Origin of the sequence: Variovorax dokdonensis, from assembly GCF_030316895.1 — a bacterium.
Lineage (GTDB): Bacteria > Pseudomonadota > Gammaproteobacteria > Burkholderiales > Burkholderiaceae_C > Variovorax > Variovorax dokdonensis.
Genome location: NZ_JASZYV010000001.1, coordinates 1,516,952 through 1,537,080 on the forward strand (window position 1 = coordinate 1,516,952; position 20,129 = coordinate 1,537,080).

22 protein-coding genes and 1 riboswitch are annotated in these 20,129 nt (G+C 66.5%); of the genes, 15 read left to right on the forward strand and 7 right to left on the reverse strand.

What is annotated here, in order from left to right; translation table 11 throughout:
* The first annotated feature begins 97 nt into the window (after positions 1-97).
* Positions 98-598 (forward strand): LapA family protein, encoded by a 501-nt coding sequence (locus QTH91_RS07010; RefSeq protein ID WP_286659280.1) that lies wholly within the window; start codon positions 98-100, stop codon positions 596-598.
* A gap of 28 nt (positions 599-626) precedes the next feature.
* On the opposite strand, the gene QTH91_RS07015 is transcribed toward QTH91_RS07010, so the two are convergent.
* A complete protein-coding gene (locus tag QTH91_RS07015; protein ID WP_286659641.1) occupies positions 627-932 on the reverse strand; it encodes a c-type cytochrome in 306 nt (101 codons plus the stop codon).
* Positions 933-1,054: 122 nt separating this feature from the next.
* Between QTH91_RS07015 and QTH91_RS07020 the strand changes: the two genes are divergently transcribed.
* From QTH91_RS07020 to QTH91_RS07030, 3 genes are all read left to right on the forward strand, one after another.
* The gene (locus QTH91_RS07020; RefSeq protein ID WP_286659281.1) at positions 1,055-1,309 is read left to right on the forward strand and encodes a TIGR04438 family Trp-rich protein; all 255 of its coding nucleotides are present in this window, start codon (positions 1,055-1,057) and stop codon (positions 1,307-1,309) included.
* Positions 1,310-1,429: 120 nt separating this feature from the next.
* Positions 1,430-2,308 carry a glutathione-dependent disulfide-bond oxidoreductase gene (gene yghU, locus QTH91_RS07025; RefSeq protein WP_286659282.1) on the forward strand — a complete coding sequence of 293 codons (879 nt, stop codon included), beginning with the start codon at positions 1,430-1,432 and terminating at the stop codon, positions 2,306-2,308.
* A gap of 18 nt (positions 2,309-2,326) precedes the next feature.
* Positions 2,327-2,962: a glutathione S-transferase family protein gene (locus tag QTH91_RS07030; RefSeq protein ID WP_286659283.1), complete on the forward strand. Its 636-nt coding sequence runs from the start codon at positions 2,327-2,329 to the stop codon at positions 2,960-2,962.
* Between the two features lie 66 nt (positions 2,963-3,028).
* Here the strand turns inward: QTH91_RS07030 and ilvD are convergent, their stop codons facing one another.
* Positions 3,029-4,723: a dihydroxy-acid dehydratase gene (gene ilvD / locus QTH91_RS07035; protein WP_286659284.1), complete on the reverse strand. Its 1,695-nt coding sequence runs from the start codon at positions 4,721-4,723 to the stop codon at positions 3,029-3,031.
* Between the two features lie 97 nt (positions 4,724-4,820).
* Between ilvD and QTH91_RS07040 the strand changes: the two genes are divergently transcribed.
* On the forward strand, positions 4,821-5,783 hold the full coding sequence (locus tag QTH91_RS07040) for a LysR family transcriptional regulator (protein ID WP_286659285.1): 963 nt from the start codon (positions 4,821-4,823) through the stop codon (positions 5,781-5,783).
* Between the two features lie 4 nt (positions 5,784-5,787).
* A complete protein-coding gene (gene lgt, locus QTH91_RS07045; RefSeq protein WP_286659286.1) occupies positions 5,788-6,618 on the forward strand; it encodes a prolipoprotein diacylglyceryl transferase in 831 nt (276 codons plus the stop codon).
* A 7-nt stretch (positions 6,619-6,625) separates the two neighbouring features.
* Here the strand turns inward: lgt and QTH91_RS07050 are convergent, their stop codons facing one another.
* On the reverse strand, positions 6,626-7,606 hold the full coding sequence (locus tag QTH91_RS07050; RefSeq protein ID WP_286659287.1) for a pseudouridine synthase: 981 nt from the start codon (positions 7,604-7,606) through the stop codon (positions 6,626-6,628).
* Positions 7,607-7,646: 40 nt separating this feature from the next.
* Here QTH91_RS07050 and QTH91_RS07055 point away from each other — a divergent pair, with 40 nt between their 5' ends.
* The 4 genes from QTH91_RS07055 to QTH91_RS07070 all read left to right on the forward strand — a co-directional run bounded on the left by QTH91_RS07055 (position 7,647) and on the right by QTH91_RS07070 (position 12,145).
* Positions 7,647-8,318, forward strand: coding sequence for a GntR family transcriptional regulator (locus QTH91_RS07055; protein WP_286659288.1), 672 nt, complete (start codon positions 7,647-7,649; stop codon positions 8,316-8,318).
* Positions 8,319-8,338: 20 nt separating this feature from the next.
* Complete coding sequence (locus QTH91_RS07060; RefSeq protein ID WP_286659642.1) at positions 8,339-9,736, forward strand: malonyl-CoA decarboxylase; 1,398 nt, start codon at positions 8,339-8,341, stop codon at positions 9,734-9,736.
* 79 nt (positions 9,737-9,815) lie between these two features.
* A complete protein-coding gene (locus tag QTH91_RS07065) occupies positions 9,816-10,571 on the forward strand; it encodes an enoyl-CoA hydratase/isomerase family protein (RefSeq protein WP_286659643.1) in 756 nt (251 codons plus the stop codon).
* Positions 10,572-10,591: 20 nt separating this feature from the next.
* The gene (locus QTH91_RS07070) at positions 10,592-12,145 is read left to right on the forward strand and encodes a malonate--CoA ligase (protein WP_286659289.1); all 1,554 of its coding nucleotides are present in this window, start codon (positions 10,592-10,594) and stop codon (positions 12,143-12,145) included.
* Between the two features lie 30 nt (positions 12,146-12,175).
* Here the strand turns inward: QTH91_RS07070 and QTH91_RS07075 are convergent, their stop codons facing one another.
* The 4 genes from QTH91_RS07075 to QTH91_RS07090 all read right to left on the reverse strand — a co-directional run bounded on the left by QTH91_RS07075 (position 12,176) and on the right by QTH91_RS07090 (position 14,584).
* Positions 12,176-12,601 (reverse strand): universal stress protein, encoded by a 426-nt coding sequence (locus QTH91_RS07075; protein ID WP_286659290.1) that lies wholly within the window; start codon positions 12,599-12,601, stop codon positions 12,176-12,178.
* 107 nt (positions 12,602-12,708) lie between these two features.
* Entirely contained in the window at positions 12,709-13,524 is an 816-nt protein-coding gene (locus QTH91_RS07080) for a sulfite exporter TauE/SafE family protein (RefSeq protein ID WP_286659291.1), read from the reverse strand.
* A 506-nt stretch (positions 13,525-14,030) separates the two neighbouring features.
* Positions 14,031-14,366, reverse strand: coding sequence for a cell division protein ZapA (locus QTH91_RS07085; protein WP_286659292.1), 336 nt, complete (start codon positions 14,364-14,366; stop codon positions 14,031-14,033).
* Positions 14,363-14,584, reverse strand: coding sequence for a DUF904 domain-containing protein (locus QTH91_RS07090; RefSeq protein ID WP_286659293.1), 222 nt, complete (start codon positions 14,582-14,584; stop codon positions 14,363-14,365). The genes QTH91_RS07085 and QTH91_RS07090 overlap by 4 nt, the downstream gene beginning before the upstream one ends.
* Before the next feature lie 36 nt (positions 14,585-14,620).
* Positions 14,621-14,870, forward strand: a riboswitch (cobalamin riboswitch).
* Positions 14,871-14,951: 81 nt separating this feature from the next.
* Here QTH91_RS07090 and QTH91_RS07095 point away from each other — a divergent pair.
* The 5 genes from QTH91_RS07095 to QTH91_RS07115 are packed head-to-tail and all read left to right on the forward strand — an operon-like array spanning position 14,952 to position 20,104.
* A complete protein-coding gene (locus tag QTH91_RS07095; protein ID WP_390367214.1) occupies positions 14,952-16,865 on the forward strand; it encodes a TonB-dependent receptor domain-containing protein in 1,914 nt (637 codons plus the stop codon).
* A 2-nt stretch (positions 16,866-16,867) separates the two neighbouring features.
* A complete protein-coding gene (locus QTH91_RS07100) occupies positions 16,868-17,470 on the forward strand; it encodes a bifunctional adenosylcobinamide kinase/adenosylcobinamide-phosphate guanylyltransferase (protein WP_286659645.1) in 603 nt (200 codons plus the stop codon).
* Positions 17,467-18,348 (forward strand): ABC transporter substrate-binding protein, encoded by an 882-nt coding sequence (locus QTH91_RS07105; RefSeq protein WP_390367213.1) that lies wholly within the window; start codon positions 17,467-17,469, stop codon positions 18,346-18,348. The genes QTH91_RS07100 and QTH91_RS07105 overlap by 4 nt, the downstream gene beginning before the upstream one ends.
* Positions 18,345-19,340, forward strand: a complete 996-nt coding sequence (locus QTH91_RS07110; RefSeq protein ID WP_286659294.1) for a FecCD family ABC transporter permease — start codon at positions 18,345-18,347, stop codon at positions 19,338-19,340. The genes QTH91_RS07105 and QTH91_RS07110 overlap by 4 nt, the downstream gene beginning before the upstream one ends.
* Positions 19,337-20,104: an ABC transporter ATP-binding protein gene (locus tag QTH91_RS07115; RefSeq protein WP_390367212.1), complete on the forward strand. Its 768-nt coding sequence runs from the start codon at positions 19,337-19,339 to the stop codon at positions 20,102-20,104. The genes QTH91_RS07110 and QTH91_RS07115 overlap by 4 nt, the downstream gene beginning before the upstream one ends.
* Positions 20,105-20,129 lie beyond the last annotated feature (25 nt).

Genomic DNA, 20,129 nt, shown 5'->3' on the forward strand with positions numbered 1-20,129 from the left:
GAGTCCTTCAGCGGCCGCGCCCGTGTCCCACACGGGCCGGACCTGGACTTGGGTTACAAACGCACCTACAAACCCAACGTCAGGAGGAAGTTCAATCATGCGTCTTCGAACCGGAATCGTCCTGCTCGTCGTGCTGCTCATTGCGGCACTGGCGGCACTCAACTGGACGCAACTTTCAACGCCCACGACCATGTCGCTGGGCTTCATGGAAACGACTGCGCCGCTGGGGCTGATCATGCTCGGCCTGACCATTGCGCTGGGCGTCATCTGCCTGGCCTATGTGCTGTATCTGCAAAGCACCGTGATGCTCGAGACGCGCCGGCATTCGAAGGAAATGCAGGTTCAGCGCGAGCTGGCCGACAAGGCCGAGGCCTCGCGCTTCACCGAACTGCGGACCTACCTGGATGCGCAGGAACAGGCGCGCGCCGCCCAACTGGCCGAGGCGCAGCGCCAGTTCATCGCGCGGGTGGAGCACTTGGAGGCCGCGTTCAAGTCACGCGTCGATCAGTCCGACAACACCACGGCCGCGCACATCGGGCAATTGGAAGATCGCATCGAGCGCCAGAAGGCGCCGACCGACATCAACCCTCAGATCTGAAAGCCCGCAGGGCAGCAGAAGCCGGCTGCTATTTCGCCTGAAGCACCCAGGCGGCCAGCTTCTTCGCGTCGGCCTCGCTCACCTGCGTGTTGGCAGGCATGGGCACTGGGCCCCAAACGCCGGAGCCACCCTTGAGGATCTTGGTGGCAAGCTTGTCCACGGCGCCGGCATCGTCCTTGTACTTGGCGGCCACGTCCTTGAATGACGGGCCGATCACCTTCTTGTCGACCGCATGGCAGGTCATGCAGTTCTTCGACTTGGCCAGTTCCAGGTCGGCCAGAGCAGGCGCCGAGACCCCGGCGGACAGGCAAAGAAAAAACAACAGCGAGCGCATCATGGGAACCTCGCGCAGTCAAGGCTGCGCTACATTTGGTGACTATTGGTTCATTGTAGGCAGTGCATGGGCACCCGACGAGTCGGTGTTGCACATCTGCCGCTGAATGCGGAGCGTAAACGATGTGGTTCCTTGGCCTGGGCCTGCTGCTGGTGGCCCTCAAATTCTTCGAGGTGGGGCCGGTCGCGCAGTGGAGCTGGCTCGTCGTTCTGTCGCCATTCGGCTTGGCGCTGGCCTGGTGGGCCTGGGCGGATTGGTCCGGCTATACCAAACGCAAGGCCATGGAGCGGGAGGAAGTGCGTCGCCAGGACCGCATCGATCGCCAGCGCAGCCAACTGGGCATGCTGAACAGCCGCTCCCGCGACCGGCGCCGCTGATTTCGGCCACGCGCCCGACCAGCTCGCTGTTCGCGTTCGCGACAACGCGTCGCTCCCATGCCTGCAGCGCTCGGGCATTGCACCCATACTGCAGCGTTCATCAGCTAAGGAGATCCATGGATGAGCGCTTCACCTGGCTACACGCCGCCCACGGTCTGGACGTGGAACCGCGATAACGGCGGCAAGTTCGCGAACATCAACCGTCCGATTTCAGGCGCCACGCATGAGAAGGACCTTCCGGTCGGCCGGCACCCTTTCCAGCTCTATTCGCTGGCCACGCCCAATGGCGTGAAGGTGACCGTGATGCTGGAGGAATTGCTCGAGCAAGGCCAACGGGGCGCCGAGTACGACGCCTGGCTCATTCGAATCAACGAGGGCGAGCAATTCGGCAGCGGCTTCGTCGCGGCCAACCCGAACTCGAAGATTCCCGCGCTTTGGGATCGCAGCGGTCCAACGCCCATTCGCGTCTTCGAGTCCGGTGCGATCCTGCTGTACCTGGCCGAGAAATTCGGTGCCTTTCTTCCTGCAGACCCACCCGCGCGTGCGGAGTGCTTGTCGTGGCTGTTCTGGCAGATGGGCAGCGCACCGTTTCTTGGAGGCGGCTTTGGGCATTTCTACGCCTACGCGCCCGTCAAGATCGAGTACGCCATCGACCGCTATGCCATGGAAGTGAAGCGGCAATTGGACGTGCTGGACAAGCACCTTGCGGATCACGAGTTTCTGGCAGGCGACACCTACACCATCGCCGACATGGCCGTCTGGCCGTGGTACGGAACGATGGTCAAGGGGCAGTTGTACGAAGCGGGCGAATTCCTGCAGGTGCACGAATACAGCCATGTCTTGCGCTGGACCGACCAGATCGCCAAGCGGCCGGCGGTACAGCGCGGGCGCATGGTCAACCGTACATGGGGACAGCCGTCCAGCCAGCTTCATGAGCGGCACGATGCCGAAGACTTCGAGAAGCGGACGCAGGACAAGCTGGACGGTGCGGAGTCCTAGCGGAACGAGGAGACCGCGTTGATCACCCTCTACGACTGCAGCACGGCGCCGAGCCCTCGCCGTGCGCGTATCTTCCTGGCGGAGAAGGGCGTGAAGCACGACACCGTCCAAGTGGACCTGCGCAATGGCGAACATCTGCGCGAGCCGTATCGTGCGCTCAACCCGCAATGCACGGTGCCGCTGCTGGTGGCCGACGATGGCGCGTCGCTGACGGACAACGCGGCCATCACGGCTTACGTTGAAGCGCGCTACCCCGAGCCGCCGCTTCTGGGCATCACGCCGCTTGAGAAAGCCGAGATCGCCAGCTGGAACTGGCGCATCGAGTTCGAAGGCCTGCTAGGGATTGCCGAGGCCATGAGAAACAGCGCGCCGGCCATGGCCAACCGGGCGCTGCCGGGGCCGGTGGACTACGCGCAGATTCCCGAACTGGCGCAGCGCGGCCTTGCCCGGGTGCAGCAGTTTCTGCTCTGGCTCGATCAGCGGCTCGAAGGCCGAGGCTTTGTCGCGACCGAGCGCTTCAGCGTGGCCGACATCACGGCAGTCGTGGCCGTCGACTTCGCGCGGGTGGTGAAGATCCGGCCAGACGAGCAGCGGCACCCCAACGTCCTGCGCTGGCGTGCCGCGATGGCGCAGCGTCCGTCGATGGCGCTCTGAGGCGCATGACTCGCCGCCGCCCGCCGGCAAGGCCGCGGGCGACGGCCTTGCAAGCGGGCCGTCCGCTCAATACTTGTCGAGCACCGCGCCGGAGCTGGCGCTCGACGCGTTGAAGGCGAACTTGGCCAGCACCCCCCGCGTGTAGCGTGGCGCCGGAGCCTTCCAGCCCTCCTTGCGCTTGGCGATTTCGGCTTCGGGCACGTTCAGTTCCAGCTTGAGCTGGTGCGCGTCGATGGTGATGGAGTCGCCTTCGTTCACGAAGGCGATCAAGCCGCCGGCATAGGCCTCGGGGGCGACGTGGCCCACGACCATGCCCCAGGTGCCGCCGGAGAAGCGGCCGTCGGTGATCAGTCCCACGCTTTCGCCGAGGCCGGCGCCGATCAGCGCGCCCGTCGGCGCCAGCATTTCGGGCATGCCCGGTCCGCCCTTGGGGCCCAGATAGCGCAGCACCATCACGTCGCCGGCGACGATCTTGCCGTCCAGGATGGCCTGCAGGGCCGACTGCTCGTCGTCGAACACGCGTGCCGGGCCGGTGATGACCGGGTTCTTCAGGCCTGTGATCTTGGCGACAGCGCCTTCGGGCGACAGGTTGCCCTTGAGGATGGCCAGGTGGCCCTCGGCATACATCGGCTTGTCGATCGGCCGGATCACGTCCTGGTCGGCGCGCGGCGTGTCGGGCACGTCCTTGAGCACTTCCTCGATCGTCTGGCCGGTGATGGTCATGCAATCGCCGTGCAGCAGGCCCGCCTTGAGCAGGATCTTCATCACTTGCGGGATGCCGCCGGCCTTGTGCAGGTCGACCGCGAGGTACTTGCCGCTGGGCTTGAGGTCACAGATCACCGGCACCTTCTTGCGCATGCGCTCGAAGTCGTCGATGGACCACTCGACGCCGGCCGCATGGGCGATCGACAGGAAGTGCAGCACGGCGTTGGTCGAACCACCGGTGGCCATGATCACTGCCACCGCGTTCTCGATGGCCTTCTTGGTGACGATGTCGCGGGGCTTCAGGTCCTTCTTGATCGCCTCGATCAGCACCTTGGCCGATTCGCGGGCGGAGTTTTCCTTCTCGTCATGCGGGTTGGCCATGGTCGACGAGTAGGGCAGGCTCATGCCCAGCGCCTCGAAGGCGCTGGACATGGTGTTGGCGGTGTACATGCCGCCGCAGGAGCCCGTGCCCGGAATGGCGCGCTGCTCGATCTCCTTGAGGTCTTCGTCGCTCAGGTTGCCGGCCGCGTTCTGGCCGACCGCCTCGAAGACGCTCACGATGTTCAGGTCCTGGCCCTTCCAGCGGCCCGGCAGGATGGTGCCGCCGTAGACGTAGATGGCCGGCACGTTGGCGCGCAGCATGCCCATCATGCCGCCGGGCATGTTCTTGTCGCAGCCGCCGACGACGACCACGCCGTCCATCCACTGGCCGCCGACGCAGGTTTCGATGCAGTCCGAGATCACTTCGCGGCTGACCAGCGAGTACTTCATGCCCTCGGTGCCCATGGCCATGCCGTCGGAGATGGTCGGCGTGCCGAACACCTGGGCGTTGCCGCCGGCTTCCTCGATGCCGGCAATGGCGGCGTCCGCCAGCTTTTGCAGGCCCGAATTGCAGGGGGTGATGGTGCTGTGTCCGTTGGCCACGCCGACCATCGGCTTCTTGAAATCGCCTTCCTCGTAGCCCATGGCGTAGAACATGGAGCGGTTGGAGGCGCGGGCCTTGCCCTCGGTGATGTTGGCGCTGCGGCGGTTGATCTGGATCGTCTTGGTGTCCATCGCGGTATTTCCATCGATTCTCGTGGGGGTCACATTGTCCCTTGCTTCATTGATAGCTTCCAATCCATTTAGTTGGGGCCATTGATATGCTGTGTGAATGAGTCGAAACATTGAGCTTCGTGCCTGGCGGCAGTTCCTGGCGGTCGCCGAGGAGCTGCATTTCGGCCGTGCGGCGGCGCGGCTGCACATGACGCAGCCGCCCGTCACGCAGGCCATTGCGCAACTCGAAAAGGCGCTCGAAGTGCGCTTGTTCGATCGCACCCGCCGCCGGGTGGCGCTCACGCCCGCCGGCGAAGCACTCTTGCCCGAAGTGAGCGAACTGCTGGCCCGGGCAAATTCGCTGCCGGAGCGTGCGCGCGCCGCCGCGGCGGGGGAGGTGGGGCGCGTTCGGCTGGCCTTCGTCTCCACCATCGGCTTCGAGCAGCTGCCGGCATGGGTGCGCGACTTTCGCGCGGCCAGCCCCGATGTGGCGCTTGAATTGGTCGAGGCGACCGGCGACGTGCAACTGGAGGCCTTCGCACGCGGCGACATCGATGCCGGGCTGATGCTGCATTCACCCGGCGCGGCCCCGCCCGGACTTGAAAGCCTATCTGTGGCGCAGGAGCAGCTGGTGCTGGCACTGCCTTCCCGGCACCCGTTGGCTTCACGCAGCGACGTGCCCCTGGATGAAGTCCTGGCCGAGCCGCTGGTGATCTTTCCCCGGCGGATCGTGCCGTCGCTTCACGATGCGATCCTGGGGCTCTACCACGGCACGGGGCGCGTTCCAGTGGTCGCACAAGAGGCAATCCAGATGCAGACCATCGTCAACCTCGTGTGGGGCGGCTTGGGCGTGGCCTGGGTGCCGGAAAGCGTGATGCAGTTCAGGCGTGCCGGCGTGGTCTATCGAAAGGCGGACGAACTGGTGCTGCCCGTGCGGCGCGGCGGGCGCGGCAAGAAGGTCGCTGCGACGCTGCCCGATTGCGAGACCAGCCTGGTGTGGCCGCCGGAGGTCGAGCGGCCCGCGCTGCAGCGCTTCGTGCAGTTCGTGCAACGGCAGCGTCAGCGCGCGCAGGCACAATAAAGAGATGCTGATGTATCCCCACATCGACCCCGTTGCGCTGCAGCTCGGGCCGATCGCCATCCACTGGTATGGCCTGACCTATCTCGTCGCCTTTGGCCTGTTCTACTTTCTGGGCACGCGTCGGCTCGCGCACGAGCCGTTCCGCTCGGTGTCCCTGCCACAGCCGTGGACGCGCAAGGACGTGGAAGACATCCTCTTCCTGGGCGTGATGGGCGTGGTGGTGGGCGGGCGGCTCGGTTACTGCCTCTTCTACAAGCCGGGCTACTACCTCACGCATCCGCTCGAAGTGTTCTTCGTCTGGCAGGGGGGCATGAGTTTTCATGGCGGCTTGCTGGGGGTGATCGCGGCCATGGTCTGGTATGCGCATTCGCGCGGCAGGCCATTCTGGCAAGTGATGGATTTCGTCGCGCCGTGCGTGCCCACCGGCTTGGCGGCGGGGCGCGTCGGCAACTTCATCAACGGCGAGCTGTGGGGGCGCTTTTCCAGCCCCGATCTTCCGTGGGGCATGGTCTTTCCGCAAAGCGGCTCGATGATGCCCAGGCATCCTTCGCAGGTTTATCAGTTCCTGCTCGAAGGCCTGCTGCTGTTCATCATCCTGTGGCTCTACGCACGCAAGCCGCGCCTGCCGCGCCGGGTGTCGGCGGTGTTCCTGATGGGCTATGGGGCCATGCGGTTCATTGCCGAGTTCTTCCGCGAACCCGATGACTTCCTCGGCCTGCTGGCGCTTCACATGAGCATGGGCCAGTGGCTGTGCGTGCCGATGATCGCCTTCGGCGTCTGGCTCTATTGGAGTGCCGGCCGGGTGACTCCAGCGCCGCAGGCCGCGGCGCGCTGACACTACTTCAACTGTCCGTAGCGTGCACCTGGGACTCCATGCCCAGGCGGCGCTGGCTCTCGAAGTGTCGTTCGCGGCCGTCCAAGGGATCGACGAAGCTCAGCGCCCGGGCGAGCAGCTGCAGCGGTCGCGAGAAGTCGTCCGGGCCTTCCGGTAGAAGTTTGGGGTAGTAGTCGTCGTTCACGATCGGCGCGCCCAGGGCGGCGCAGTGCACGCGCAACTGGTGCTTGCGGCCGCTGACCGGCTCCAGCTTCAGATGCGCGAAGCGGCCATTGGCCCGCAGCAGTTCGATGCGCGATTCGGAGTTCGGTGGCGCGCCAGACTGTTCGCACGTGCGCAGGAATGATTCGTCGTCGCGCAGGTGGCTGCGATGCACGGCCGGCAGCTCCAGCCCAGGCCGCCAATGAACGATCGCCTCGTACTGCTTGTGCGCGGCACGGTCTCGGAACAGCGCCTGGTACGGTTCGCGCAGTGCGCTGTCGACCGAGAAAAGCACGATGCCCGCAGTGCCGCGATCGATCCGATGCAGCGGCGAGAGCGTCTCGATGCCCAGGCGGCGCTTCAGCCGCACGAGCAAGCTGCTCTGCAGATAGCGCCCGGTCGGCACCACCGGCATGAAATGCGGTTTGTCCGCCACCAGGATGCGCTCGTCTCGATACAGCACCGTCTCCTCGAAAGGGATGTCCGCTTCGTCGTCGAGTTCGCGCCAGTACCAAAGGCGCTGGTGCGCGCGGTACGGCGCCTCGGGCTCGACCGGCCGACCCTGGGCATCGGCGACCAGGCCAGCCCGCATGCGGTCGTGCCACTGCTGGCGCGTCACGAGCGGAAACCGTTCCTCGAAGAAATCGAGCAGCGTGGACCAGGGACCGTCCGGCAGCATCACCCAGCTAGCGCTCACGCCATCGCGCATCGGAAGCGGCGACACGGCGCGCACGCGGCGCCTTGGCTTGGGCGGCAGGGGGTTGCCCGCCGCGTCGGTCTTTCTCATAATTACGCGTAATTATCCAGCAGCCATCTCGGACGAAGTCTTGCGCGTGGTTCACAACTCCCTTCACGACGAGGTCGCGGCCACGCTGCGCGAAGAGATTTTCGCCGGCCGCCTCGCCCCAGGCAGCTTCGTGGACGAAGCGGCGCTGTGTGCCCGGCTGGAGATCTCGCGTACGCCCCTGCGGGAAGCGCTGAAGGTGCTCACCGCCGAAGGCTTGCTCCGCCACGAGCCGCGCCGAGGCTGCTTCGTGGCCGAAGTCACGCAACGCGACCTGGACGAGATTTTCCCGGTCATCGCCCTGCTGGAAGGCCGCTGCGCTTTCGAGGCCGCGCGCAACGCCAGCGACGCCGACATCGCGACGCTGACCGCGCTGCATGAGAAGCTGGAGCGCCACGCCCGAGCGGGCCGTATCAACGACTACTACGCCACCAACTACGCCATCCACGAAGCCATCATTCTCCTGGCGGACAACCGCTGGCTGGCGCAGGTCATCGGCGATCTGCGCAAGATCCTCAAGCTCGCGCGGCTGCAGCAGTTGCACGCGCCTGGGCGGCTGGACCAGAGTCTGTCCGAACACATGGCCGTGTTCGCCGCGCTGCGCGCCCGCGACAGCGAGGGCGCCGAGGCCGCGATGCGCACGCACCTGAACCGGCAACGCGAGGCGCTGCGCGAGGTGGCACGCCTGTCGAAATCAAGGATCGCCACATCATGAGCAATACCTCCATCCTCACCATGACCGGCAACAGCATGCGCAGCCTGGCCGAGAGCATCCGCGCGCCACGCGGCCCGCGTTCGCTCGAAGAGCGGCTCGAAGCCACGCTGCGTCGCCCCGGCGAGGCCTTGTCGCCGCGCGACCTGCGCAAGATGCTGTCCGACCTGCAGGCCATCGTCGATGCTCGCCTGAGCGAGGTGGAAGCGGGCCGCCGCGCCGCGGACGTGGCCAAGGCCTATGCCTCGCTGGATGCCGATGGCCGGCGAGATGTGTGGATCCTGATGAGCGAGCGCTTTGCGCCCGACTCCAACAAGATCCAGTCGGCCCGCGCGCAGTTCGACGCCGCCGTGGAGCGCGGCGAAGAGGCGGGCCAGGCCGAGGTGCGACTGCGCCGCGCGCTGGTGTCGCCCCGCGCCCGACTGCTGCAGCGCTTTTCGATGGGCGAGGCGGGGATGCGCTTCCTGATCGACCTGCGCGAGGAACTGCTGCCGCACCTGCGCGAGGACAAGCGGCTGGTGGCGCTGGAAGCCGAACTGGAGCACCTGTTCTCCACCTGGTTCGACGTGGCCTTTCTCGAACTGCGCCGCATCAGTTGGGATTCGCCCGCATCGCTGATCGAGAAGCTGATCCGATACGAGGCCGTGCACGACATCCGAAGCTGGGCGGATGTGAAGAACCGCCTGGACAGCGATCGCCGCTGCTATGGCTTCTTCCACCCGCGCCTGCCGAATGAGCCGCTGATCTTCGTCGAGGTTGCGCTGCTGGACCACATCAGCGACGGCATCACGCCTTTGCTCGACGAGACCGCGGCCGCAGGCGACCTGACGCGCGCCACGACAGCCATCTTCTATTCGATCAGCAACACGCAGGTGGGGCTGCGCGGCGTGAGCTTCGGCGATTCGCTGATCAAGCGCGTGGTCGAGACGCTGTCCGAGGAGTTTCCCAAGCTCAAGGTGTTTGCCACGCTCTCGCCCATTCCCGGCCTGCGTGGATGGCTGAACAAGAACGCTGCCGCATTGCTGGAAGCGACCGACGAAAAGCGCCGCGCCGAGCTGGCGCGTGCGCTGGGACTGCCGAAGGTGGAAGCACCCGACCTGCTGCGTTCGCTCGAGCAGCCGCTGGCGCTGGAGAACAAGTCACCCGTCCGCCAATGGCTGGTTCGCGCCAGCGCTCGCTACCTCGGCAGCGAGTTGAAGGACGGACAGCCCCTCGACCCTGTGGCGCGCTTCCATCTGGGCAACGGTGCAAGAGTGGAGCGGCTCAACTGGGGCGGCGACCCATCGCCCAAGGGGCTCAAGCAGTCCTATGGGCTGATGGTGAACTACCTCTACGACCTCAAGCGTCTGGACAAGCATCGCACCCTGCTGGCGCAAGGGCGGATTCCTGTATCGCGCGAAATCGATGGCCTGCGGGATTGATGGAGTGCGCTGCGTGAACCAAGACAGTCGAGACACTTCGAACGACGTGGCCGGAGCCGAATCAACGAGCAGCAACGGCGTGCGCCTTGCACGTGACGGCGCGTTGGCCATTGTGACCCTGTCCAATCCACCGCGCCTGAATGCCATGACGCGCGGCATGTGGCTCGCGCTTCGCGCGGTTTTCGAGTCGCTCAATGCCGATGCCCGACTGCGCTGCGTGATCGTGCGAGGCGATGGCGGCAACTTCTGCGCCGGCGGCGACATCTCGGAGTACCCCGGCTTTCGCTACGACACCGCGCAGCTGACGCAGTTCCATGAGGCGGAGGTGTGGGGCGCTTTGCAGGCGATGCTCGATTGCCCTGTGCCGGTGGTCGCGCAGATCGAAGGGGCCTGCATGGGCGCAGGCGTCGAGATCGCAAGCTGCTGCGACATCCGCATCGCCGGCACGTCATGCCGCTTTGGCGCACCCATCGCCAAGCTCGGATTTCCCATGGCCCCACGCGAGGCGGCGCTCGTGCAGCGCGCCGTGGGCGACGTGCTGGCGCGCGACATGCTGTTCGCGGCCGGCGTGCACGACGCTCAGCGGCTGTATCACGCGGGTTTTCTGCTTCGTGTGTTGCCCGATGCCGATGTGGCCGCCGCCGCCGTCGAGCATGCCGGCAAGATTGCAACGCTGGCGCCGCGGGCGGCGCGCGCCAACAAGGCCACCTTCACCGCCCTGGCGCGAGGCGCTGGCATCGATGCGCTGGTGGCCGATGCCTACGCCTACGCCGACACGCTCGAGCATCGGGAAGGCATCGGCGCATTCCTGGAAAAACGCACCCCAAGATTCTGAAGAGACAACTGAGCGCAACCATGACCAAGAACACCGACAACGCCAATCTGTTTGCCGCGCTGCGCGCTGCTTTCCCGCGCGATCTGGACGCCGTGGCCGTCGAGACGGACAACGGCCTTTTCTACTCCTGGCGCGATCTGGACCGGGCCAGCGCCATGATCGCCAACCTGCTCGACGCGCTGGGGCTGGAGCCCGGTGCACGCATCGCCGTGCAGGTGGAAAAGTCGGTCGAGGCCATGATGCTGTACCTCGCCACGTTGCGCGCGGGCTATGTCTTCCTGCCGCTGAACACGGCTTATCGCAGCAGCGAGATCGAATACTTCATCGGCAATGCCGAGCCGGCCGTGCTGGTGTGCAGCAGCGCCAACGCGTCCTGGGCCGCACCCTTGGCGCAGGCTGCCGGCACGCAGCATGTCTTTACCTTGAACGACGATCGCACCGGAACGCTGCTCGAACTGGCCGCACAGTGCAGCGATCGCCATCGCGTGGCCATCAAGGGCGAGGACGACCTGGCCGCCATTCTCTACACCAGCGGCACCACCGGTCGCAGCAAGGGCGCGATGCTCACGCACGGCAACCTGCTGTCCAATGCGCGCGTGCTCAAGGACTACTGGGGCTGGCGCAGCGCGGAAGAGGGTGGCGACGTGCTCATCCATGCGCTGCCGATCTTCCACGTGCATGGGCTGTTCGTGGCGATCCACGGCGCCTTGCTCAATGGCAGCAAGATGATCTGGTTTGCGAAGTACGACCCCAAGCGCGTCATCGAGCGGCTGCCGGACGCGACGGTGTTCATGGGTGTCCCGACGCTGTACGTGCGCATGCTGGGTGAACGCGCGCTGGACAAGAAGGCCGTGCGCAACATGCGGCTGTTCATCTCTGGCTCCGCGCCGTTGCTGATCGAGACCTTCAATGCCTGGACGGAGCGCACCGGCCATACCATCCTCGAGCGCTACGGCATGAGCGAGACCGTCATGCTCACGTCCAACCCCTACAGCCCGGTGCAGGGCCAACGCCGCGGCGGCACGGTCGGCTTTCCGTTGCCGGGCGTGCAGCTGCGCGTGCGCAACGAACGAGATGAAGACTGCACCACCGACGAGATCGGTGCGATTCAGGTGGCCGGCCCCAACGTGTTCGCGGGCTATTGGCGCATGCCGGAGAAGACCCAGGAAGAATTCACCGCCGATGGCTTCTTCAAGACCGGTGATGTGGGCAAGATCGACGGGCTGGGCTACGTCACGATCGTCGGCCGCAGCAAGGACCTGATCATCAGCGGCGGCTACAACGTCTATCCGGCAGAAATCGAAGGCGTCATCAACGAAATGCCTGGCGTCGCCGAAAGCGCGGTGATCGGCGCACCGCATCCAGACTTCGGCGAGGTGGGCGTGGCCGTGGTCATTGCCCGGGCGGGGGCGAAGCTCGATCCGGATCAGATCATCGCGACCCTCAAGGCGCAGATGGCCAACTTCAAGATTCCCAAGCGATGCTTCGTCGTCGACGAACTGCCGCGCAACACCATGGGCAAGGTCCAGAAGGCGCTGCTTCGGGAGCAGCACAAGGGCCTGTTCGGCAACTGACGACAAATGCGCGGCAGGCGCCGCGCCGCGTCAGCGAACCAGCAGCACCGCCGTGTCGCTCTCGGCCACCACCTTGGTCGCCACCGAGCCCATCAGCGCGCGGCCAAAGATGCCGTGGCCGTGCGTGCCCATGACGATCAAGCCGGCCCCGTTCTGCGTGGCCGAAGCAATGATCTCTTTGGCGGCGTGGCCGTGGCGCGCATCGATCCGGTAGTTGCTGATGGCCAGCGCCGCGAGCTTCTCCTTGACGGGACCGAGCACCTTGTCCTGTTCGTCGCGGTAGTAGTCGTCGACCACGTCCTTGCTGACGTGGCGCGTCACATGACCAGGGATGCCGGTGCAGACGTGCACGGCGATCAGTTCGTGCCCGTCCACGAACATGGCGCGATTGGTGGCGACGTAGTCGAGGGCCTTGGCGGTGTAGGCACTGCCGTCGACGGCAAGGATGATCTTCATGCGCACTCTCTTCTGAGGATGGGTGGGACGGCGCACTGCCGCAGTGCGCACCATCTTAGACAAGCGGCGCGAGTGCAGGGCCATTGACCCCACGCGCCGCCGGAGTGTCAGGCGTGCAGGCCCTTCCAGAGCATGTACGCGCCCAGCGCGTAGAGGATGGTGGCAAACACGCGCTTGAGCCGCTTGACCGGCAGCGCATGCGCCGCCTTGGCTCCCAGCGGCGCCGTGAGCATGCTGCACACCGCAATGACGAGCAGCCCAGGCAGCCAGATGTAGCCGAACGAGCCGGAAGGCAGATCCGAAGCGGAGCGGCCGCTGATGACATAGCCCACCACATTGCTCACCGCGATGGGAAAGCCCAGCGCCGCGCTGGTGGCCACTGCATTGTGGATGGCCACGTTGCACCACGTCATGAACGGAACGCTGATGAAGCCGCCGCCCGCGCCCACCAGGCCCGACAGGAAGCCGATGAGGCCGCCCGCACCGACCTGGCCCACGGTGCCCGGCATCTGGCGCGACGGTGGCGGCTTGCGGTCGAGGAACATCTGCGTGGCGGAGAAGGCGACGAACACGGAGAAGAAGATGGCCAGCCATGCGCCCTTGAGCAGCGCGAACACACCCATGCTCGCGATCAGGCTGCCGCCGACGATGCCAGGCGCCAGATGGCGCACGATGTCCCAGCGAACAGCACCGCGCTTGTGGTGCGCGCGAACGCTCGAAATGGACGTGAACATGATGGTCGCCATCGAAGTCGCGATGGCCATCTTCACCGCGATTCCCGGCGCCACGCCGCGTTCGCCCAGGATGATGGTGATGAAGGGCACCATCACCATGCCGCCGCCGATCCCCAGCAACCCCGCAAGGAAGCCCGAGCCCAGACCCAGGGCGGCGAGTTCAAGGATGATCCAGGGGGTAATCGACATGGGAAGGCGCGGACGAAAAAATGGAAAAAGACAAAGAAACGGCCCCGACATGCGGGGCCGTTGCCAAGAAGGGATTGCGCGCCTGAAAGACGCTGAGCGCATCGCGCCGCGCTGTGAGCGGGCGCCACGGTCATGGAAGCAACAAGTGCCTGAGTTTACCCGGGGCCGCCCGGTTCAATAGGGGTCAACCCGGCAATGCGTGCCGCGCAGTTGGTTTGGCGGCCGCAAGATGTGGTGCCGACGCGGCACGCACAAGGAAAAAGGTGTCTGCGAATGCCGCCGGACCGTCATCCTGAACGCAGGGTTCAGGTGGGCGAGGGCAGCAGGGCTTCGGGTTCATCTGACGCGAGATGATCACGCCCGCCAAGCAATTTACCAAGCCCGGGCTCCATAGAGCATTGGTTCAAGGAAATATAAAGCCCGACGCGCACCGCAGACGCTTCGAATTTTACGCCTGTTGAGGCGAGCGCGTGCAGGCCGGGCCGAGATCGCGGCGTTGTTTTTGCTCAGAGCAGGTGGCCATCGCCGGCCAGCGCGCCGTCGAGCCTCTGGAGCAACTGCGACAGCCGCGGATCGGACTCCTGCGGCCCGGCGGCCGTTGCGGAAGGCGCAGGCGCGGCCGCTGCGGCGTTGGCGGCGTCCTGCAACTGCGCCAGCTCGAAAGCAAGATTGAGCGAAGCCAGCACCGCAATGCGGTCGCGCGCCTTGACCTTGCCGGCGTCTCGAATCTTGCACATCGCGGCGTCGACGCGCGCCACCGCCTCGCGCAACTGGGTCTCGCCGCCTTCGGGGCAGCCGAGCGTGTAGCTCTGCCCCATGATCTGTACTTCGATGTGATTCATGCCTGGTCTTGGGAACTGTCGTCCGTCGGCAGCTTCTCGAGCAAAGCCTCGATGCGCGTGCGTGCCGCGGCCAGCCGGGACTTGAGCGCGTCGCGCTCGCGGGTGACCGCATCGACCTGTTCTTGAAGCAGCAGGTTGGTGCGCTGCAACTCTTCATGACGAACCAGAAGACGCTCGACGCGTTCGGCGATCTGGTCGATGGGGCTGGCGACAGACATGGGAGCGCATTGTATGGGGCGCCACCATCGGGTGACATTAGAATCGCCGCCGTTGGTGCTCGCGCCGTGGTTCACGCGGCGCAGTTCAACGGGAAGCAGGAGCCTGGTGCCGTTTTCACGGACATGGCTGGCCTGCGCTGCCCCCGCAACGGTCAAACAGCAGCCATGGCGTACCGCGCGCACGCCTGCACTTTCGTCAATCAGCCACTGGGCGCCCTGAAACAGGTGCCTGGGAAGGCGACGAAAGGCTGTCAGCCCGGATACCGGCCAACGAGGAGGAACGCATGTCGCCACGGCGATGGGCGTTCCATGACGCCCACACATCCGGCGGGGAAGCCGGATCGGGTTGCTTGTTTTCGGATTCACGATGAATCAGTTTTCCAACCGCAACGGTGCCGCTTCGCGCCGCCGCACGCGCACGCTTGCGCGTCCCCTGTTCGTTTCCACGAGCCTGGCCATGGCCGCCGGCGCCTGGGCGCAATCGGCGTTGCCGACCACGGCCCCCGCCCTGCAAGAGACCGTGGTCACGGCCACGCGCACACCGCAGCGCCTGGCCGACACGCTGGCCGATGTCTCGGTGATCGACCGCGAAGCGATCGAGCGCAGCGGCGCACAAAGCGTGGCCGATGTGCTGGCCAGGGTGCAGGGCATCCAGATCTCCCGCAACGGCGGTCCGGGGGCCACGACCAGCGTCTACGTCCGCGGCGCTGAAACGCGCTTCGCCGCCGTCTACATCGACGGCGTTCGTGTCGATTCGCAGTCGACGGGCGGCGCGCCCTGGCAGGCCATTGCGCTGTCGCAGATCGACCGCATCGAGGTCGTGCGCGGCCCGGCCGCGGCTGTCTACGGATCGGACGCCATCGGCGGGGTGATCCAGCTGTTCACGAAGAAGGGCGAGGCCGGCGTTGCGCCGTATGTGGGCGTGGGCGTCGGCTCCCACTCGCTCTGGCGCGCCGAGACCGGCGTCAGTGGCGCAAGCGGTCTGTTCGACTACTCGCTGGGCGTGAGCAGCGAGCGCAGCAAGGGCTTCAACGCGACGACCGACGCCGCAACCTTCGACACGGACCGCGACGGCTACGAAACCACCTCCGGCAATGTGAGGCTGGGCCTGCAGATCAATCCGCGCCAGCGCATCGAAGGCACGCTGCTGGCGAACACGATGGATTCGGACTACGACAACTTCGGCTGGGACCCGGCCAATCCGGTGGACGACCGCAACCATCAGAAGTTGCGCACCGCGGGCCTGAACTGGTCATCGCAATGGACCGACCACTATCGCACCAAGTTGTCCGTCACCGATTCCTACAGCCTCTACCGAAGCACGCCGGACTTCTATCAAACCGAAACGCGCCTGCGTGGCTACCTGCTTCAGAACGAACTGCAGTTCGGCCCGCACCGCCTGACGGCCGACCTGGAGCGACGTGAGGACGAGCTGGACAACGCACCCGGCATCGGCCCCTATGCGGCGCCGGGCCTGTCGGGCAAGCGTGCGCAGAACGGGGTGGCACTGGGCTACGGCTTCGCGCAGGGTCCGCACACGCTGCAGTTGAACATTCGCGAGGATGACGACAGCGAGTTCGGCAACTTCACGACCGGCAGCGCCGCCTACGGCTTCGCGATCACACCGGCCTGGCGAATCCGCGCATCGGCCGGCACGGCCTTCCGTGCGCCCACGCTGTACCAGCGCTTCAGCGAATACGGCGTGGCCACGTTGCAGCCCGAGGAAAGCACGAACTACGAGGCCGGCCTGACGTGGAGGCAGGACGCGAGCAGCTTCGGCATCACGGCTTTCCACAACCGTGTGACCAACCTGATCGGATTCGACTATTCGTCGAGCGCGTGCCAGTCCTTCTTCGGCTGCTACGGCAACACGGCGCGTGCCCAGTACGAAGGCGTGACGCTGACGGCCACGCACCGCATCGGCGACGTGTCGCTGCGCGGCTCCTTCGACTGGCAGAACCCGCGCGATCTGGACACCGGCAACGTGCTGGTTCAACGTGCTCGACAGTACGGCACGCTGGGTGTGGACTGGCGCCTGGGGCAGTGGCTGCTGGGCGCCGAAGTCATCGCCTCCGGCTCACGCTATGCCAATGCGGCCAACACGATCGAGCTGGGCGGCTACGGCCTGCTCAACCTGAGCGTGAGCCGCAAGCTCGGCCGGGATCTGGACCTGCTGCTCCGGCTCGACAATGCGACCGACAAGGACTACCAACTGGTGCGCAATTACGCCACCGACGGCCGCACCTTCTACGTGGGACTGAAGTGGAGCCCAACCTTCTGAGCATGCAGCGCAGCGATCTGGCCGCACCGGCTCGGCGTGAGCTGATCCTGGGCGGCCAGAAAAGCGGCAAGTCACGGCGCGGCGAATCGCTCGCGGCGCAGTGGCTGGCGCAGTCTTCGGCGCACCGCGCGGTGCTGCTGGCCACCGCCTTGGGCGGCGACGAGGAGATGCGCGAGCGCATCGCGCGGCATCGCCTGGATCGGGCAGCGCGCGTGCCTCGGCTCGAAACGGTGGAAGCGCCGCGGGAGCTGGCCGAGGCGCTGCGGGCGCATCAAGCACCGCACACGCTGGTGCTGATCGACTGCCTCACGGTCTGGCTCACGCAACTGCTGATGCCGGCTGGCCCTGATGCGGGTGCCGAGCCTGACATTGCCGACGACGCCGACGCCCAGATCAACGCGCTGCTGCTGGCGCTGGGCGAGGCGCGCGGCCCGGTGGTGCTGGTGGGCAACGAGATCGGGCTGGGCGTGATTCCCCTGGGCCGCGACACGCGTCGCTTCGTCGATGCCTTGGGCTTGCTCAATCAGCGCGTCGCCGCGTCCTGCGAGCGGGTGACGCTGATGGTGGCCGGGCTGCCGCTCGTCATCAAGGAGCCGGCGCCATGATGCGCGCGATGCGGTTCCTCGTGGTGCAGGCCGTGCTGGCCGCCATGCCGTTCTGGACGGTGGGCCTGGCGAGCGCGCAGACGCTGGTCGATGATCGGGGTGTCGCCATCACGATCGACAAGCCGCCGCAGCGCATCGTTTCGCTGCTGCCGTCGCTCACCGAGACAGTGTGCGCGCTTGACGCTTGCGACCGGCTGGTGGGCGTTGACGACTATTCCAACTGGCCTGAGGCGGCCCGGCAGCTGCCGCGTGTCGGCGGGCTGGAGGATGCCAGCGTCGAGCGCATCGTCGCGCTGCGGCCCGATCTGGTGCTGCTGGCCAAGTCGGCCCGCGTGACTGGCCGCCTCGAAGGCCTGGGCCTGCGGGTGATGGCACTGGAGCCCAAGTCGATGAAGGACATGGAGCGCGTGCTGGGCAAGGTCGGCCAGGTGCTGGGCCGTGAGCCGCAGGCGCACGCGCTCTGGCGCCAGCTGGACGCCGGCGTGAGCGAAACGGCCGCGCAGGTGCCGAAGCGAGCGCGCGGCAAGCGCGTCTATTTCGAGGTCAACAGCGCGCCGTATGCAGCCAGCGAATCCTCATTCATCGGCGAGACCCTCGCACGCCTGGGCGCGGCCAACGTCGTGCCTGCATCGCTTGGGCCGTTTCCCAAGCTCAACCCGGAATTCGTGGTGCGCGCCAATCCGCAGGTGATCATGGTGGGCGATCGCAATGCGGTGGCGTTGTCCGCGCGACCGGGCTGGGACACCATCGACGCGGTGCGTGACAACCGCGTCTGCGTCTTCACGGCCGCGGAGGGTGACGTGCTTGTGCGGCCCGGGCCGCGCATGGTCGAGGCGGCGCAGATCATGGCGCGTTGCCTGGAGAAGCACTTCCCATGAGCGGTGCGGGCATGAGCAGCAAGGCGGGCTTTGCCTGCGCCATGGCGCTGCTCGGCGCAGGCCTTGTCGTGCTCGGCGTGTGCATCGGCAGCACCGGCCTGGAAAGCGTGCGCCAGGTGTTGAGCGATGCGACGGCGATGCAGATCGTGCGCGACATCCGGCTGCCGCGCTCCATCGGCGCGTGGCTGGCTGGTGCGTTGCTGGGGCTCGGCGGCGCGTTGGCGCAGGGCCTGTTCCGAAATCCGTTGGCCGATCCCTACCTGCTGGGCAGCGCATCCGGCGCGAACCTTGGCGTGTCTGTGCTGCTGGTTCTGCTTGGATCGTCGCCCGGCGCCGGCAGCTGGGCCGCTCGGCTGGGTATGACCGGTGCGGCCTTCCTCGGCGCCGTGCTGGCCGTGATGGTGACCCTGGCCTTGGCGCGCGGCGTGCAGCAGACGCTGCGGCTGCTGCTGGCGGGCGTGGTCGTCAGCATGGTGCTCGGCGCCGTGGCGGCGATGGTGGTGCTGTGGGTGCCCGACATCATGCGGGCCATGCAAGCCTTTGTGCTGGGCACCACCGGTTTCCTCGGTTGGCCGAGTGTCGCGTTGCTCGGTGGTGCGCTGCTGGTGTGCCTGGTGCCGTCGGTGGGTTTTGCGCGTGCGCTGGATGCGCTCACGCTCGGCGAGGCCAGCGCGCTCAGCCTCGGCATCGCCTTGCCGTGGATCCGCGTGGCGCTCATCGCGGCGCTGGCGCTGGCGACCGGCGCGGCCGTGGCGCAGGTCGGCCTGGTCGCCTTCGTCGGGCTGGTGGCGCCGCACCTGGTGCGCGGCGTGGTCAAGCCGACGCACAACTGGCTCGTCTTCCTGTCCGCATTGATGGGGGGCGCACTGCTGCTGGCGGCCGACGTGTTGGCGCGCTGGGTCCTGGCGCCCCAGGAATTGCCGGTCGGCGGCGTGACAGCGCTGCTCGGCGGTGGCTACCTGCTGTGGCTCATGCATCGGAGGCGCCTGTGACGCAGGTTGCGATCGGCGCCCGCGACCTGCAGGTCGTTCTGCATGGGCGGCGCATTCTCGATGTGCCTGCGCTCGCCATTCCGGCGGGCCGATGGACGGCGGTGGTCGGCCCGAACGGCGCCGGCAAGACCACGCTGCTGAAGGCGCTGGCCCATCTGCTTCCCGCGGCTCGCGGGCGCGTGCAACTCATGGGCCGCGACATGGAGGATTGGAGCGGCAGGAGCCGCGCCCGCACGCTCGCCTGGCTAGGCCAGAACGAGGGCGGCACGGACGATCTGCTGGCGCACGATGTGGTCATGCTCGGGCGCCTGCCGCATCAGGCCTGGCTCGGCGCGCCGAGTGCCCTCGATCGCGCCGCCGTCGAAAACGCGATGCGGCAGACGCAAAGCTGGGACTGGCGTGAGCGCCCGCTGGGCCAACTGTCCGGCGGCGAGCGCCAGCGGGTGCTGTTGGCGCGCGCGCTCGCGGTGCACGCCGACGTGCTGCTGATGGACGAGCCGCTGGCCAACCTCGATGCGCCGCACCAGGCCGACTGGCTGCTCACCGTGCGTGCCCTGGTGGACGCCGGCCACACGGTCGTGAGCGTTCTGCACGAGCTCGGCATGGCCTTGCAGGCGGACGAGCTGCTGGTGCTGGCGCAAGGCCGCGTCGTGCATCAGGGCCGCGCGGCGGATGCGGCCTGCCGGGCCGCGCTGGCCAGCGTGTTCGACCATCGGATCGCGATTCATCAGGTGGCGGGCCAGTGGGTCGTGCTGCCGCAATAGACAGAACCGGAAAAGGGCAACCAGC